General features: G+C 54.3%; 10 protein-coding genes and 4 pseudogenes. 6 read left to right on the top strand and 8 right to left on the bottom strand.

Going from position 1 to position 15,474, the window contains the following annotated elements:
- Window positions 1-31: 31 nt before the first annotated feature.
- The 6 genes from BDK61_RS22030 to BDK61_RS22005 all read right to left on the bottom strand — a co-directional run bounded on the left by BDK61_RS22030 (window position 32) and on the right by BDK61_RS22005 (window position 7,129).
- Entirely contained in the window at window positions 32-535 is a 504-nt protein-coding gene (locus BDK61_RS22030; RefSeq protein WP_121304759.1) for a hypothetical protein, read from the bottom strand.
- A gap of 307 nt (window positions 536-842) precedes the next feature.
- On the bottom strand, window positions 843-1,286 hold the full coding sequence (locus tag BDK61_RS22025; protein WP_121304757.1) for a hypothetical protein: 444 nt from the start codon (window positions 1,284-1,286) through the stop codon (window positions 843-845).
- 1,804 nt (window positions 1,287-3,090) lie between these two features.
- Window positions 3,091-4,647, bottom strand: coding sequence for a primase-associated protein (locus BDK61_RS22020; RefSeq protein ID WP_121304756.1), 1,557 nt, complete (start codon window positions 4,645-4,647; stop codon window positions 3,091-3,093).
- Between the two features lie 2 nt (window positions 4,648-4,649).
- Window positions 4,650-5,534: a bifunctional DNA primase/polymerase gene (locus tag BDK61_RS22015; RefSeq protein ID WP_121304754.1), complete on the bottom strand. Its 885-nt coding sequence runs from the start codon at window positions 5,532-5,534 to the stop codon at window positions 4,650-4,652.
- 7 nt (window positions 5,535-5,541) lie between these two features.
- The gene (locus tag BDK61_RS22010) at window positions 5,542-6,285 is read right to left on the bottom strand and encodes a hypothetical protein (protein ID WP_121304752.1); all 744 of its coding nucleotides are present in this window, start codon (window positions 6,283-6,285) and stop codon (window positions 5,542-5,544) included.
- A gap of 13 nt (window positions 6,286-6,298) precedes the next feature.
- Entirely contained in the window at window positions 6,299-7,129 is an 831-nt protein-coding gene (locus BDK61_RS22005; RefSeq protein WP_121304750.1) for an IS5 family transposase, read from the bottom strand.
- 78 nt (window positions 7,130-7,207) lie between these two features.
- Here BDK61_RS22005 and BDK61_RS22000 point away from each other — a divergent pair.
- The 4 genes and pseudogenes from BDK61_RS22000 to BDK61_RS24525 form a co-directional block, all read left to right on the top strand.
- A pseudogene (locus BDK61_RS22000) lies at window positions 7,208-7,369 on the top strand (IS4 family transposase); the annotation flags it as partial.
- 233 nt (window positions 7,370-7,602) lie between these two features.
- A complete protein-coding gene (locus tag BDK61_RS21995) occupies window positions 7,603-8,601 on the top strand; it encodes an IS110 family RNA-guided transposase (protein WP_121304748.1) in 999 nt (332 codons plus the stop codon).
- Between the two features lie 281 nt (window positions 8,602-8,882).
- Window positions 8,883-9,683 (top strand): annotated as a pseudogene (locus BDK61_RS21990) (transposase); the annotation flags it as partial.
- Between the two features lie 346 nt (window positions 9,684-10,029).
- Window positions 10,030-10,362 (top strand): annotated as a pseudogene (locus BDK61_RS24525) (zinc ribbon domain-containing protein); the annotation flags it as partial.
- Window positions 10,363-10,386: 24 nt separating this feature from the next.
- On the opposite strand, the gene BDK61_RS21980 reads toward BDK61_RS24525, so the two are convergent.
- Together BDK61_RS21980 and BDK61_RS21970 are read right to left on the bottom strand one after the other, a co-directional pair.
- Window positions 10,387-12,273: a hypothetical protein gene (locus BDK61_RS21980; protein WP_244209997.1), complete on the bottom strand. Its 1,887-nt coding sequence runs from the start codon at window positions 12,271-12,273 to the stop codon at window positions 10,387-10,389.
- Between the two features lie 418 nt (window positions 12,274-12,691).
- Window positions 12,692-13,750: pseudogene (locus tag BDK61_RS21970) on the bottom strand (ISH3 family transposase); the annotation flags it as partial.
- Here BDK61_RS21970 and BDK61_RS21965 point away from each other — a divergent pair.
- A complete protein-coding gene (locus tag BDK61_RS21965; protein ID WP_121304742.1) occupies window positions 13,664-14,443 on the top strand; it encodes a Cdc6/Cdc18 family protein in 780 nt (259 codons plus the stop codon). The pseudogene BDK61_RS21970 and the gene BDK61_RS21965 overlap by 87 nt on opposite strands.
- Window positions 14,444-15,015: 572 nt before the next feature.
- Entirely contained in the window at window positions 15,016-15,471 is a 456-nt protein-coding gene (locus BDK61_RS21960) for a pilin (RefSeq protein ID WP_121304740.1), read from the top strand.
- Window positions 15,472-15,474 lie beyond the last annotated feature (3 nt).

The following is a 15,474-nucleotide window of genomic DNA, read 5'->3' as shown; positions in this document are numbered from 1 at the left end:
TGATGACGTATTCGTGGTGCAATCACGCTGTTCAGACCGATACCACCCTATTAGTGGTACAATCAAGCTCAAAGCTGGCGTTCTGGATCTCTCCGGTGTAGACGGCTGTCGACGGGTCGAGACTGACCGGGAGGTACAGCCCACGGTCTCCGACATCGCCCAGCGAGACGGTGATCGTCCTGAGGGACTTGGTGCCCTTGCTGAGTTCGACCTCAACGAAGCTCATGCGAGCGAAGTCGCCGGAGCCAACCGAATCGGGGACGGTGGCCTCGACCGGCGGTTCGGCGTCCGGGCCGACGCCCTCGCGGTACTGCAGGTCCTCGCGAATGGCGTCGATTTCAGGCTCTTCTAGAGCCTTCGACGGCGGCGCTGGCTGGCCGTTCTCGCAGGGGGCACACAGGAGGGCCTCGTCGTTCTGGTCTGCACTGTAGGCCGTCGTCTCGTCGGTGAGGAACCCGCCGCCGCAGTTGTCACAGGTAACGCTCACCGTCTCGGGACGGGGCGTGTCCACCGTGTTGAGCGCGGTGCGGCTCATAGGAGGAGGCCTCCGAAGAGTGCGCCAACGAACGTGACCCAGATGAGTGCGATGCAACCGACCACTGCTGCCTTGGTGTACAGGCTGAACATGGCTCACTCTGGCCTGCATACTCGAATATCGCTGCGGGGCGTCCAGTTTCATCAACGGCGAGTATCGGCCAGTGACCCAGAGGCGGGACCGCCGGGCCGACTTGTCGGCCCAAGGTGGAGCGTAGCCCCGAGCGCTTGCGCTCGGGAACCGCGCGGGTGAGTGCCGATCGGGACGCCGGCGGGTGTCGGCTGCCAAAAAAAGAGCCTCGTGGGCGTCAATCGAAAGTCGCGCCGCAGTTCATGCACTCGCCGTACGTCTCTCGATGGCGCCGCCCGGGGAGCTTGGCGCTTCGAGTTGGAACCTGGACCACGTTGGGGTCGTCACAGCACGGGTCGGCCGTGTCGCCCTCTGAGTCTTCCGCGCAGTCTTGACAGTAAACCTCAATGTCGTCGAAGACATCGACGGCTTGGACTGGCGAACAGGACTGCCCGCACCCGTCGCACGTGTCGCCTCGTTCCCGAGCAATGGATAGAGCGATGTGGGCGAACTGCCGCTCGAAGCGAGCAGTGCAGTTCCGGCACTGTGCGACGACCTTCTCGAAGTGGTCGGTGCGTTCACGCAGCTGCCACGGGACCTTCGAGATGTCGGGCGTGTCACAGCAAAGGTAGTTGGCGATGTACTGTTCGTCGTTGGTCAGGTCGGTGGTGTTGGTAGTCATCTCTCTTCGAACTCCGGCACTCCCCTTGCGGGAGTGTATAATCGACCGCCGGGATTGCCGGTCTGGTCAGCCCCCGAACCGGGTGTATACGCTTCCTGATAGGTTCGGGTATCGAGCGCCTCGGGTACCGGCGCTGTCATGCTGGCCGTTGGTGCGTCTGGCCCGCCGGCTGTTTTCACTCTGGCCCCGGGGTACGCCTCACCCTCGCCCGGTGGCTGGAATCACGGTTGCGTCCCATCGCGGGACTCGCCGTTTCGTGACCTTCTATCAGGTTCTATATGTGTCTTTCCACACTTCGTGTCGCTGGTGGCTTCGTAAAATTCCAGCGTTTCTGTTGTCCGAGTCACGACACTGAATCGATTCCACAACTGGTCGTGCTGCTGGAGGGAGTCGCGTCGCTTGTCGCCGGCTATGACCTCCCCACGATGACGGGCCATTCGGAGTCGTGTGCTTCGGCGTTATCTCGACTTTTTGATATACGTCTGACGGGGCACTCGGAGCGCGTGGCGCCGTCGCCACAGCCGCCGGCTGGGTGGACTGAAAGGGGGCGGGTGGTCGATCCGTCCCGGACCCCGTAAGCACCGCAGCTTGCGAGGCGCGCAGCGCGGGTCCCGGAACGGTCGGTCGACCACCCGCGGGCTTTCGAAGGCTGGTCACTCTCGGTCACGGTCGTCGCGGTCGCGTTCCCGGTAGTCCCACCGAGGGCGGACACCCCACCGTTTCCGCTGAAAGAGCGCCCCCCGTTTCGAGTGTTGTTGTGGGCCGTCGCGACGGCGATGACCCAGTCCGATAACGCGCGAAAATGCCTGTGTTGTGAACCTGATAGGATTGCGGTCGTCCCCATGGAGTGTCTACTGTCTCGCCCACTGTGTCTTCCTCTTCGTTCAGGGCCCACTACCCCGTGTGCAAGATGACTTCCCGTGCTGCTCCTCGAGTCACCTATCCTCACCTGTCGCCATGATGGCCGCCCACCCAGTTGTCGCGATCTCCCTCCCACTCTGGCCCTGGCCCGGCCCACTGTCCCACCGTCGACGACGTCGACTGTCCGACCTCAGTCTGCACTGCCGGCGGCCCACTGCTGTCTCGCCACACCTGCCTCTCACCCTTCGCACCTGTCTAGCCATCTTGATAGTTCGCCCCTCCTGGGGGTCGCCCCCTTGGCGCTCGCCTGAAGCCCTCTTTCGGTCGGCTCTGGCTTCACCTCCGTATTGTCGTATTGTCCCCCTTCTCTTTGGACAAATACCCCGACAATACGCGAGCTTTAAGAGCCGCAAAATTAACCAAATAGTCTCTAATCAATTCTAAGCCTATAATCTATGGTGGAACAATTATTTTCGCCTGTAAAATAACGAGATATAGTCTCTGAAGGCTTGAACCGACTGTAAACTGCTGTATGTTTGTTCTGCCATCCTATTCACAGCCCTGTTTCATGGTGGAACCGTCGCGTGAAGGTGGCACTCGCTTGATTTCGGCACTTTAGCTGTTTTGAGCCAGTAGTAATCTGGTTATATCCCATGTATCGCTTCGTGAAGGTGGCACTCGCCTGATTTCGGGCATTACGGCTCTATGTTGGCTCTCATGAAGTAGCGTATATGCTGATAATACGCCTTTGAAGGTGGCAATCGCTAATTTTCACGTATTGGCTTATGAATTAGCCTTGGAGCAAAAAACAGTCCAAACTCTAATAGGATCTCCCCAATACCTCCACCAAGATAGCGCCCCACCTAGGCACGATAGAGTGGTGACTGCGAGACTGTGGCTAGCTGACTGAGGAAAATTGAGTTCTATCTATCTGGGGCTACGCTTAGTACTGACCTACGCCATCACTGTCATCGAGCTGGTCGTACATCGACTCGGGGAAGGGGAGACTCTGATAGATGTTGTATGGACAGAACGATTTACCGATGCAGTGACGCTGCATATCGTGGTTGTCACAGTTCATTGGGAGCGGGGCTTCCCCGTCGATTTCTCCGTGTCGCAATTCATAACGAGCCTGATAATCAGTAGTCTCCTCGTCGTACCAGTCCCACTTACTTTCGAAGAGATCATGTATGTCATCAACCACTGCGTCTTCGCGCTGTGACCCGTCCAATTCGTGGTAGCCTTCGAGCCAGTAGACCATCCGAACGAAGTTGAACAGGTCTTTGCGTACAGGCCCACCGTTGTCTAATTTTAGAGCGTCAATCATATTCTGGAAGCACGGCAGTTTAAATATATCATCAAGCTCATCGACTGTAATTTGCTTGTAGTTTCCACTCCCACGCCCGACAGAATAATCTGCCGGGCCTCTATCATACCGCTGGATTTCAACAGCAGGATACTCCGATGAATCTGCTATTTTTCCTAACTTTTTTGCAAGTGACATCACGCTCTTGATATTTCGTTTAGCCTGCCCCTCACCGAACCCATCGGCGTCGTATTCCTTGACCGCTTCGTAGTAGTCTTCGGCTTGGTGGAACTCGGTGGCATCTAAATCGTCGGCCTCCTTGGCCGCGTTTCGGACAAGCCGCAGGAGATTTTGCTGGGGGTCCCAGTCGGTCCAGAGGTTTTCCTGTTCGCCGTGACGTATCAGGTCCTCAATACGGTCTTTGATTCTGTCTACTTGGTTGTAGACGTACTGGTACTGCTTCTGTGGTACCGAGGTCCAGGCGATCTCAGCGATCTGTTCAAACACTTCTTTTTGTCGGGTCGAAAGGAGGGTTGCTCCGTGCTCTTCCGGCACGTAGATACAATTGTTGTCGATGTGGTAGTTCGGCTCGCCAACTACTTCGTTTGTCTCCGGATCGTACTCGCCACCCCACATGCCATTGTGGAAGCGAGCTTGGCAGATTTCGTTTGCTGCGGCCAGCGGAATTTCGATGAATTTGTCGAATTCGGGATGTTCGTCAGGGCGGACTCGGAACCCACTGGCCCCACTCATTGGCCGGGGCCGTTCGTGGTCGATCTCTGCTTTATACACCTTGTCGTAGATCTCTGCAACTGTTTGCGGCCCCATCTCGACCACGATATCCAGCAGCAATACTGTGTGATATTTGCGAACGTGCTGGATGAGTTCGATTTTCTCTGCCGGAGCGTTTTCGAGTTTCGGGTGTTGCCTGATCGCAGAGGCGGTGGTGACAGAGATAGCGACGACCCGCGCTGGGTTTGAAATCGGCGGGTCGCCTTCGGGATCTTTCGTCCGATTGTCGGGGTCTTGTGACTGTCTGAAAAAGTAGTCAACGTCGGCAGCGAGTTTGTCGGCGTCGTCGTTATACCAGTTGAATCCCCGGTCAAGCAACTGCAGGATCTCTTTCTCAGAGTGGATATCAGCGAACAGTGCCACTTCGATGGCTTCACGGTCAGTCTCGATTTGCTCGTGCATGGTTACTGAGTTGTTGAGGCGCTGTTGAGAACCGATGGAACGGCTTCTGAGCGGTAGTCAAAGTCTGGGCTCTCGATTGGTGTGACGACCCGAGAGACGCCGGCATGAAGCGAATATGGGAGTCTGATGACCCGTGATTCGTCGGTCGTCACTGGCGTATCGATGGGGATGCCCTCCTTCTCCTCAAGTGCGGTGGCGATGTGTCGGCGTGGGATCTCGCTGTACCGGTACTCCGACGCTGGGTCATACATATAGACGTGACACCCTTGCCCAGAGTAGACGACCTGTGTGGCGTCGGTATCAAGACTACTCTCGAAGTAGTCCTTCACGTCAAACCCGTACTCAAGTGCGTGGTCGATATCCTCGAACCGGTACGGGTAGCCCTCTGGTGGGGCGTCGAAGACGCCAGCACGCCGCTTGAGGGCATCGTTGGCGGCTTCTTCGTCGTCGCCAACAACGAGCTTCGCATACTCCAGGGCAACGTCTTTGGCGTCAATATCGACGATGAGGACCCAGTTCCGGTCGTGGAAATCAGCCGCGAAGTAGACGGCTTCCGGCACGGTGGGTTTGTCGGTCACTTCCGGCGACCCGAGTTTGTGCTTCCCACTGATCGGGTCATTCGCTGGCGGGGACTTGATGAATTCGGTGATCCCACCGCTGCCGGTCCACTTTGTGAAGTCACTGCTACTGTCACCGAAGGCATCTCGACGGACGAACTGTTTGGGAGGAACCGTGTCGCCTTTGACGGGATACGCTTCTTGAAAGGCGACTGCGATTTCTTTAGGCTGAGACTCTCGGATGAACGCCGGTATCTTCTCGAAGTGGTCGTCAAATTCGGTCTGATAGTACTGTGCGATTTCGTCTGTTGTGGCTTCTTCCCAAGTCATTGCTGGTTCAATTGAGCTTCCCGTAGGTCTTTGCAGTGATGTCAGAGATATTGTTCCGGTCAAGGAATTCTTCTAACTCGTGGGTCCTGTGGGCTGCTTGCTTGGGAAGGTTTCCATCAAGGGCGTGCTCATTGATCATCCCCCAGACTTCTGAGAATGCCCGCTCACTTGGATGCACCCAGATCATGTCTCCAGGGGCCTCCGAGAGTTTCTTGTAGTCCTCGACGACAGCTTTCGCGTTGTTGCTTTCTGTCTCTACTTCGCCGGTTACTACGATATTGCCACTGCTGTCGTATCCGATAACATCGTATGTTTCGCCGTCATATCGTTCGTATGACTCTGCCGATTCTACATCATCTCTCTCTAAGATATATTGTGACAACAGGTGGACGCCAACGCGGTGGGGCATCTTTTCCATGTGGTCGCCAAATTCATTCCCGGGGACGCTTTCGCCGATTGTCCTCCATCCCTTGCGCGTAAGCGAGTAGTACCGCTTGTTTAGAAGTCTGGAACTATCGATGTACCCGCATTCGACTAAGGCGTTAACGTTTGGTTCACCGGCACGATCCCGCACACTGGTCATTGATTCAGTTAGCGAATACCAGTCTAACTCATTGCGAAACGCGGACCCAATGAATGCCATGAACTGCTTGTCGTCATCAGAGAATTCATGATCGTCGTGGCGGTCGAGATTGAAGTCTGCGTATGCCTCCGGCAGTGGAGTGTCTAAAGGGCTGTGTTGAATCGCCATAAGGCGGTGGAATTCACTGTTTGACGGCACGTTTGATGTTATAGACGACACACATCAGGGCGATTTCTCGGAACTCACGAAACCAGGAACGCGCTCGCACGGCGAAGCCGAGCGAGCGCTTCACGGCCGAATTAACGGTCTCAGTCATAGAGCGCTGATTGTAGCGTCGTTTGTCGATTCTGGCGTTGTGAGCGTGGTCGTAGGGAGCGAAGATGCGGTGCTTGATGAGCGGTCTGATGCCGAGTTCACGCAGTGCTTTACGGAGCGCTTGCTTGTCGTAGCCTTTATCGGCCGCTAGAGACCGCAGATCGCCCGCGTTCCGGCGGACGATCTGCTCAGCGAGGTCTGCGTCGCTTCCTTCCCGAGTCGTTGAGCAGTGTACGTCAAGGATTGCTTGGGTCTCTGTATCGACGAGTTTCGTGACTTTCAGCTTCTGGACGCGGTAGCTTATGCGCTGGCAGTAGTGACGGCTCGCTGCTGAGCGTTCGTAGAATGTAGCGTCGATAGCAGCGTGTTTCGATGGGTCGTGCAGCTGCGCCGACTGGCGCAGCAACACTCGGCAGACGCTCATTTCGATTCGGTCGAACGCTTTACACAACGTAGATGGAGAGGGGAGATCGGCCGCGCTGAGGCCGATCTCCCCGATTATTTGTGGCATCTCTTTGAGCAGGTCAATCGTCATCCGGTAGGATGTATCAAGATAGATCCGCAGACAATGCAGGGAAACGATGGCATAGTCGGCGAATCCGCCGCCGCCTTCCGGGGCGGCGGATTCGTCTCCATCACCGGTAACAACTTGAGCAATCGGCACAATCTCACCAGTGAAGCGGGAGATTTGTGTCATAGGCAACCGAATCATCCCGCTTCAACTCCTTTGATTTAGCGACCTATCCCGACGCCGTCTAGTGATTCAACAGAGCCGTTCAGACGCAGCTACAACTCTACAGCCGACGAGACGATCTCTCCCGGTGGATTCTATCAGCGGTTGACGCCGATGCTGGCGAAGTACCTCCGCGACCTCGTCGAGCACGGCCTCGACGAGGTCGCTGTTCCCGATACTGTTGACGCTGATATCGGCCGATTCTGCTGTGTTGACTTGATGGAAACGCTGCTATCCCAAGAGAGCGTGAACTAAGACATGGGGCGCAAGAGACCGACCGCTATTCCGTGCCATCGAGCACGTCGTGTTGACTGGTCCGTGTGCGAAGGAAGCCGAGTCATGGGCGTTACAGCCCGGATGCCGCGCCCCGCGGCATCCGGGAAAGCCCGAATAGGTGAATCTCTGCTTCACGCACTGGCGTCCCGGGTGAACAGACAATGTACCTCGGAATTGATGTCCACAAACGGTACGCACAGGTGGCAGTAGTGGATGAGGCTGGTGAGATCGTCGAAGAGGTTCGCGTCGAGAACGCGAACCTCGACGACCTCGCCCAGCGATACGCTGGTGCTGAAGCCGCAATCGAAGCGACCAGCAATTACTACCACATCCACGATACGCTGTCGGAACATTTGGATGTGACTGTCGCTCACCCGAAGGAGCTGAATCAGATCGCTGACACCGACAAGAAAACTGATCGCGTCGACGCTAAAGAACTAGCGCGGATGGTACGGCTGAACTCTGTCCCTGAAAGCTATGTTCCAACCGACGAAGTCAGGGAAGCCCGCGCACTCGTGCGCGGGCGACAGACGTTAGTCGAAAACCGTACCAAATACGCCAACAAGATCCACGGGCTCCTTTCCGACCACGGTATCATTGAGGACGTGAAGCCGTTAACCATAGAGGGACGAGAGTTCCTGCGGGAACTCTCGATCCCGTCACCATGGGACTCGTTACTAGAGTCGTACATCGAGTTGATTGAGACGCTCACCGAGGAAATTCAGAACCTCGAAGAAGCGATCGAAGAGCGCGCTGGGTCTCTGAAGGAGACCCAGCTGCTGATGACGATTCCCGGCGTGAGTTACTATACGGCGTTGTCGATTTACGCCGAGTTAGGCGAGATCAGTCGGTTTGACGGTGACAAATCGGTCGTCAGTTATGTCGGATTGAACCCGGTGATCCGCGAGTCAGGCGACTCGCGGATCGAGGGGAGTATTTCGAAACGTGGATCCGGTCGTGTCCGGTGGTTGCTCGTCCAGGCTGCAAATACAGCAGTTCACACCTGTAACGATGAGTATCTAAGCCGTTTCTATGAGCGGCTAGCAAGCCGGAAGAATTCACAGAAGGCGATCGTAGCCTGCGCTCGGAAAATGCTGGTGTTGATTTACCACATGCTAGACCGAGGCGAGGTGTACGATCCACCTGATGTGAGTGCGTAGACGAGGGAACTGAGGGCCGCCGGGCGGGCGGCCCTCAGTGGTCGGTCGGGGCCAGCGTTAGCGACAGCTATCGCCGTATCGCGACCGCACCGCCTGAAGATATCCGCCGCCTGCCAGCTGGGAGAACGGCAGACCACAGTACGGCGAAACTATTTTTTCGAAAACGGTGGTTTGTGTAGACAGCAGCGTTTCCATAGGTGAATAGCGGCCTCTGAGCCACACTGAGACTATCTTGGTCTTGAGACCACTAGCGTCAGCTACTAACGAGCAACTCAAACTCCGACTACCCCGACCAACACCGCTATTCAACAGAGCAGGGGAAGCAAGCGGGCAAGCCCGACTCGGGCGGGCTTGCCCGCGAGGCCCACATAGTCGCTCACTGCATTCGTAAAGAAGAAGGCCACAGCCACGCCGAGCTTGTTGATCGGCTCGGTCTCATGCCGGAGATATGCGACCGACTCGGCCTTCACTCGGATACGTTACCTGATCCAACCACGTTCTACCACTCACTCGACCGGTATGCGATGTACATCTGGCGGGCGTTGCTGCGCGTTTCAGCGCAGCAACTCCCGCAATCAGGCCACGTTGCCTTGGACAGCACATTCATGGAGCGGCAGCAGGCTTCTCAACACTACCTCCAACGCTGTGGCCGGCGCGTAAAAACGATCAAAGCGACGACGCTGACCGATACAGAGTCGTTAGCAGTGCTGGACGTACATTGCTGTATCGAGCGTGAACACGACACGAAGGCTGGACCGCGGGTCGTCCACCGGAACGTGGACGACCTGCGGTCTGTCGTCGCCGACAATGGGTTCCAAGACTGGAACAGGGAATACCAAGTTGCTGCGCTCAATGTCGAGTATCTCGTTCACTACCGCGGATCTTCGATGATGGCAACCGCCAATAACGCACTCATCCGAGCAAAGGGCTACACGCAACGCTGGATGGCTGAAACAACGTGCTCCTCGGTCAAGCGAACGCAGGCCGCTGCCCTGCGTTCGCGGTTCTGGTACCGACAGTTCCGTGAAATCGTTCTTCTCTTCGCTCTCAACAACATCAAGAAACTCGCTAGAACGCTCTAATCGTCTTTCTGTCTTGCAGTTTCAATAGAGCACACTAGACGACTCCTATGACCAGCGCGTGCGCAAAGTGAGTCTTTGCACCTCACGGCGACGCTCTAATTGAGACAACGATACCTCTATCTTTTTGTCGACCTGCGTACGTTTCTAATATGGGTTGCGGTAACTCTTGGATCTATTATCCGTTGTGACAGACCGCAACCCCGCGCCAGGGCCTGCTTTTACGCAGGTCCATGATGGCGCAAGTACGTGATTGTGACTGACGAGCGATTGATATGTGCGCCTTTGGACATTTAGGATCGACGCGTGCTAATTGACAGCAGGTGGAAACGGCGGGCTATATCGGGATGTAGGAATCCATCGGCTTCAAGTCGGCTCGGCGTACACGTCATAGCGGCGTTCTGATTGCGGATTCACGGTAGATGAGAATCGCTTGTCGCGCAACGACTTCCAGTGCATGAACTGTGGATTGGAAGCGAATTCAGATCACAACGCGGTAAAGAATATCCGTATACGGTATGCCCGTTGAGGCCAACAGTCGTCTTGGCGGACTGGCGACAGTCAACTTGTCCTGAAGTCTGAAACGTTGAAACCGAACGCCGGATTTACCGGCTACCTCGATGGGTTCAATCCCGAGTTCACGGACGAGCCCTACCCTCTACGAGTGAAGTCGTCAGACTGAGCAAAGTAGGGTGGGGTAGTTGAGTTAGTACCCGAGGTAGATAGCTAACGATTTGAGGATTAAGTACCCACCTATGACGATGCTACCGAATACGATTAGTCCGTTTCGAACCAAATCCAGAGGAACAAGTCCCGAATCCTCACTAACACTAATTTTTCCGGCAGGAGCGCTACCAACCTGTAGTGAGACATTTCCGGGTTTATTTGCAGTATACTGGAGACTCATATTTATAGTCGAATTCTTAGGAATCGTCTTATTTTGAGTGTAGATTACCTCCCCATTGGCAGCTACTGGAACCACTACGTCCTGATTTATTCTCCTTCTGTTCTCGATGGAGGCATTAACGGTAACAGTATCACCAAGCTGTATTTGCGTTTGATTTATTTTGGCAACAACTACCGAGACACCAGTTGCCTCTATTGCCGTGCTGGCCGGTATTTCAGTTGGTTCAGTCGTGGCTCCTGTTGTTGTGGCAGTAATCGTCTCTTGTATTGCTTCATCTGTACCTGGTGTGTTTGAGCTGTTCGAGTCGTTACTACTCTCATTACTCACAGCCTGTGTCTCGGTAGCGGTTTGAGCTGACCTCTCATCAGCTAACGAGGACTCATTAATAAATACCTTTTCAGATCTATTATCAGCTACTAGTACATTAGTATGTAGCTCCCCCTCTGAGTCAGTGGCACTCACTTGTACTTGGGTTCGGCCACCGGCCAAGGCAATAATCTCACCAATATCAACCCGCTCTCGCACGGTACCGCTATAGATTAACTGGAGGTCAACTATATCATTGGTAGTGAGATTGATTGTTTCAACACTTACACGCGTGATCTCGCCCTGAATTACTGCGGCTTGGAGGCTTAGGTTGCCATTTGTTATTTGGGTCTGATTGCGGTAGATAGTTATTTTCGGCTCAATCTGTCTGTTGTAGGTAATCGTAGCTGACTCTGAGGCGCTATTGCCGTCGCGATCTGTTGCAGTGACACTAATGTTGTTCTTTCCCTCATCTAAGCTGATGTTTCTGCTTATCTTAGTTGATAATAGGCTCGGGTCTGGTTCTGGATTGCTCTCTGTAATTGGCCGAAATCCTGTCCCATCAGGCCGTTCTACCGTCACCGTCTGGAGTTGGACATTGTCGGTGACTGACACCTGCATCTCAACCTGCTGGTTGAATGTTCTGTTCGGCACTGTCAGGCTTATTTTCGGGTTTTCGCTATCAGAGACAGAGATTGTGAATTCATGGCGTCTAACGTTCCCCATCTCATCTGTGTATCGGGCTAGCAGTTCGTTCTCGCCACTGCCAAGAAACAGCTGTTGGTTGAACCTATTGCCAGGATTGTTGATTCTATAGGTTCTAACAGACTGACCGCTTGATGCGTTAGAGCTATGTTGATATGTCCGACGGATGCTTACAGTGTTAACCCCGGTAGTATCTGATATATTCCCAGATAAGTTCACATAGGCATTCTCTACGGTTACGTTGCTTGGCGAGGATCTACCACTATATCTCTGAACTGGGCTTGTATACTCTATAACTGGTGGTATACTATCTTGTACGATTGTATAATTGAATGTGGTGACCCTATCTGAACTAACGATTATTTCCACATTTTGCTCTCCGTCTCCGGTATCGGGAGTGGTTGTCTTTGAGAAGGTATTGGATTTTGGCTCATACGTTTTGACAACATCTCCATCTATTCGAATCTCGACAACAGTAATCATTGAGTCCGCAGCTGCGTTGATATTGATTGTCACCTCATCAGTAGTTTTGATTGTTTCTCCCTCCGATATCTCTCCACTTGCTGTTGAAACAGTGACCACCGGCTCAGCAGTTGCTGTTCCCGCCACTGTTGTGGACAACAGAACTATAATGATAAAAATTCTCATTATATGTCGTGGAGCAACTTTCTGCATATATCATGAACTCCGTATGCAATCATAGCCGTTTGATACTATTAATCAGTTTGCGTGTACGCTTAATGCATCGGTCGGTTCGGAACCCACTGCCAGTAGTTGACCAGTGCTCCTATGTAGGGAAGCCGCGCCGTTGACTGCGCGGAGACTGCTACCTGTCGCATTCTCAGCAAATGTCAACATCGAGTCCAGTCCATGACGAAGATATGCAGTAACTCGACTTCGAAATGCCGTCAGTCGATCACATTGACAGCCGCGTAACCCCGTTTGATGGCGGTGAACCAAACCGAACTAGCTGTGGAGCATCTTCGAACCGTTGGTGAGCATGATTTTCGGGATGGACCGTCGCTGTCGGCGGCGGACTGCCGCCGACGCGACAGTGTCACCACTGACGACCGCTGTCCGGCCCGATGGACAGTTACCGGAAGAACCGGTCGTCAAGTGGTTGATTCGCTGGAACAGACCTGCGGACACCGAGTGCTGTCCAAGCCGCGCGAAGCGTCATTTCGTAAAACTCCGTGAACGACCACTGCAAGAGGCGGCGCCCCCCGCGGCGGGGCGCCGCCGCGTACCTCCAGTGGAGATATCGCCAGTTGTTCTGAAGCAGTAGGCTCACTACAAACATTACCAACCGCAGCCCAGCATCCTGAGAACTAGTGAAAGCGAGGCTCTGCTTGGCTAATCGGTAGCTTGATTCGATGCCGAAGCGCTTGCTGTAGTGCTCTCGTGCATCTCGTGGCGTGTCGATAAAGGGCGCGTCAGCGGCGTAGCCGTGACGCGCCACCCCATGTTCGTCGTACCGTCCCTGCTGGTACACGCAGTCGATGAACACAGGGAACTCCACCTCGCCAGCGAGATCGCGTTCGATCTCGCGGCTCCAGCCTTCGCTGAGTTTGTTTTGAATCGTCTCACCCCACTTGACGATCGGCATCACATAGGCGTAATTGTGCGCGTACAGCAGCTTGAGACAGGTGCTGTTGTAGAAACCTCGATCAAGGTAGACGGCCTTGACGCCGAGGTCAAGGCCGTCAAGGAGTTCAAGAAACTCACCGAGGACATCGCTGGTGGTTTCGCCAGCAACGAGCTGGCGAACCGCCAGCGTGTATCGCTTGTTGCGTACGCGCACGTAGAGCGTTGCATAGGCGTGAAACGTCGTTGTTCCACGCTTGGCCTGTGAGGAGTACAGAGCCTCGGTTTCGTCCTCATCACCGTAGTAGGGATCGAGGTGGAGGTCTGCGCAGACCTCCACCGGTCGATCTGGAAGTGTCTCAAGCGTATCTCGTTGAAGCAGCGTGTCTCCAACCGATTCAACCGAATCCAGTTCAAACTGATCGCTGAGATGTCCACGGACGGTATTAGCGTGTGGTGAGTCGTCAGTCGTTTCGCAGACGTGATTGATCGAGGTCCCGCCGGCGCTGGCGCCGGCGAGGACCTCATAGAGCGTCTCTGCCGTGATCTTGACATTCTCGCCGAGATTGTCGTGGTTGTCCTTGATGAAGTCGACTCAATCGGCGACAAGCACGACATCCTTTATTCGATTCCTCAAGCCCGGAAGCAGGGAGATGTAAAAAACACCAAGCTTGGGATTATCGGGATCACGAACGATTCCACGTTTCTCTCGAATCTGGACCCGAAAGTCAAGTCCTCGCAGTACGACTCAGTCATCCAGTTCGACGCGTATGAGTCGGAAGAACTCCAGCAGATTCTCTCGCGACGCGCTGACCGTGCATTCGTTGATGGAGCTGTCGATGACTCGGCTATCTCGCTGTGCGCTGCCTTCGCCGCACAGGACAAAGGTTCTGCTCGGCAGGCAATCGACTATCTCTACGAAGCCGGCGAGGTTGCGCTTGATCATTCGGATGATCTCATCGTCGATGACCATGTCCGAGAAGCTGAAGAGCGCGTTGAGAAACCAAACCTCTGTTCGGAAATTGGCGTCAATAAGCTAGCCTTTGACCGTATGTGGGACCTCCTTCTTGAGTTGGATATGATCGGAACAATCGACGGGAAGAAACGCACGGGCGACGGTCAAGGTGGCGAGAAGTACTACTGGGAGATGAGTACGGGTACAGGGACGACTATCGAAGTCCTCGAATCAATTAGTCGCCTTGACGATGTCATTGACATTGTCGTTTCGTCAGCGCAGCACTCGAATATCACGAACTACTGAATATTCCTTCGAGGTCGGCTAAACGACTGATATCGTCGATATTGATGCAAATGGCTCGTCCAGAGTTTACTATCACCCAGTGCTAGCCCTCCACATCTAATCTTCTGTAGTCTGGTTTCAGTCTGGCTCGCCTCATACCCTGATTTTGCCCTTGTATGAAACTAGCTTAATCATGTTCTATTGGTCAGCTTCTATGCCCTCCTTGTATCCAATTATATTAAATATAACACCAGTTAGGACTGTCAATATACCTCCCCAACTGCCGTAATTTCTGATATACTGTTTGGAAACTTTGCGGCTGATAGTTTAGTTAACGAAGTTACTAGTTGATGTACTAATATATATGTATATTAGCATTATCATTCATGCGACCCGAAAATTAAGGCATTGCCGAGTAAGACTACCTATCACAATCCAGAACTCTTCATCTTGTTCACAAGTTTTTTGATAGTCCCACTGTCAATACGTGCTGGCGAATTCAGAATAGGATTCACCAACTGTGTAAGAAAATCAACACAAGATCGGTAGCGGATTACCGGTGGGCAAGCAAGACCGCAAAACCAGAGACATCTATGTCAACGCAAACCAACGCATCGAACGCATCGAACACACAACCAACACTCTACACTCACGCGAAGCGGCGGTTTGCTGACGCCTGGCTCACGCCCGGCGTGCGACAGGCGACCCAACTGCTGCTGGTCCTCACGCTGTTTGCTGGCTCGGCGATGGGCCAGACCGACGTCGGGAACATCTACTGTGACACTGCTGTCGAGGACGGCGTCAACGTCGTCTTTGGCGCACTGGCTGGTCTTGGCCTGCCAGCAACGATGGTATTCGTCGGGCGCAGCGGCCTGTCGTATATGCGCGCCTCTGGCAACCCGAACCAGCAAAACGAGGCCCGCCGGGACCTCATCCTCTCGCTGGTTGGCCTCGGCGTCGTCGTGCTGGCAATCGTGGCTCCAGAACTCATCACGAAGTTCGGGGACAACGTCGGCTTCGGCTTCTCTGACTGCGTGACGCCATTCTGAAGA

The organism is Haloarcula quadrata, assembly GCF_003634715.1.
GTDB classification, from domain to species: domain Archaea; phylum Halobacteriota; class Halobacteria; order Halobacteriales; family Haloarculaceae; genus Haloarcula; species Haloarcula marismortui.
The sequence above is the reverse complement of the archived record's forward strand: the minus strand, read 5'-3'. Positions and strand labels throughout refer to the sequence as shown.

Coding starts and splice junctions, on each gene's coding strand:
- BDK61_RS22030 (WP_121304759.1), bottom strand. CDS start 535: ATGAGCCGCACCGCGCTCAACACGGTGGACACGCCCCGTCCCGAGACG.
- BDK61_RS22025 (WP_121304757.1), bottom strand. CDS start 1,286: ATGACTACCAACACCACCGACCTGACCAACGACGAACAGTACATCGCC.
- BDK61_RS22020 (WP_121304756.1), bottom strand. CDS start 4,647: ATGCACGAGCAAATCGAGACTGACCGTGAAGCCATCGAAGTGGCACTG.
- BDK61_RS22015 (WP_121304754.1), bottom strand. CDS start 5,534: ATGACTTGGGAAGAAGCCACAACAGACGAAATCGCACAGTACTATCAG.
- BDK61_RS22010 (WP_121304752.1), bottom strand. CDS start 6,285: ATGGCGATTCAACACAGCCCTTTAGACACTCCACTGCCGGAGGCATAC.
- BDK61_RS22005 (WP_121304750.1), bottom strand. CDS start 7,129: ATGACACAAATCTCCCGCTTCACTGGTGAGATTGTGCCGATTGCTCAA.
- BDK61_RS21995 (WP_121304748.1), top strand. CDS start 7,603: ATGTACCTCGGAATTGATGTCCACAAACGGTACGCACAGGTGGCAGTA.
- BDK61_RS21980 (WP_244209997.1), bottom strand. CDS start 12,273: ATGCAGAAAGTTGCTCCACGACATATAATGAGAATTTTTATCATTATA.
- BDK61_RS21960 (WP_121304740.1), top strand. CDS start 15,016: ATGTCAACGCAAACCAACGCATCGAACGCATCGAACACACAACCAACA.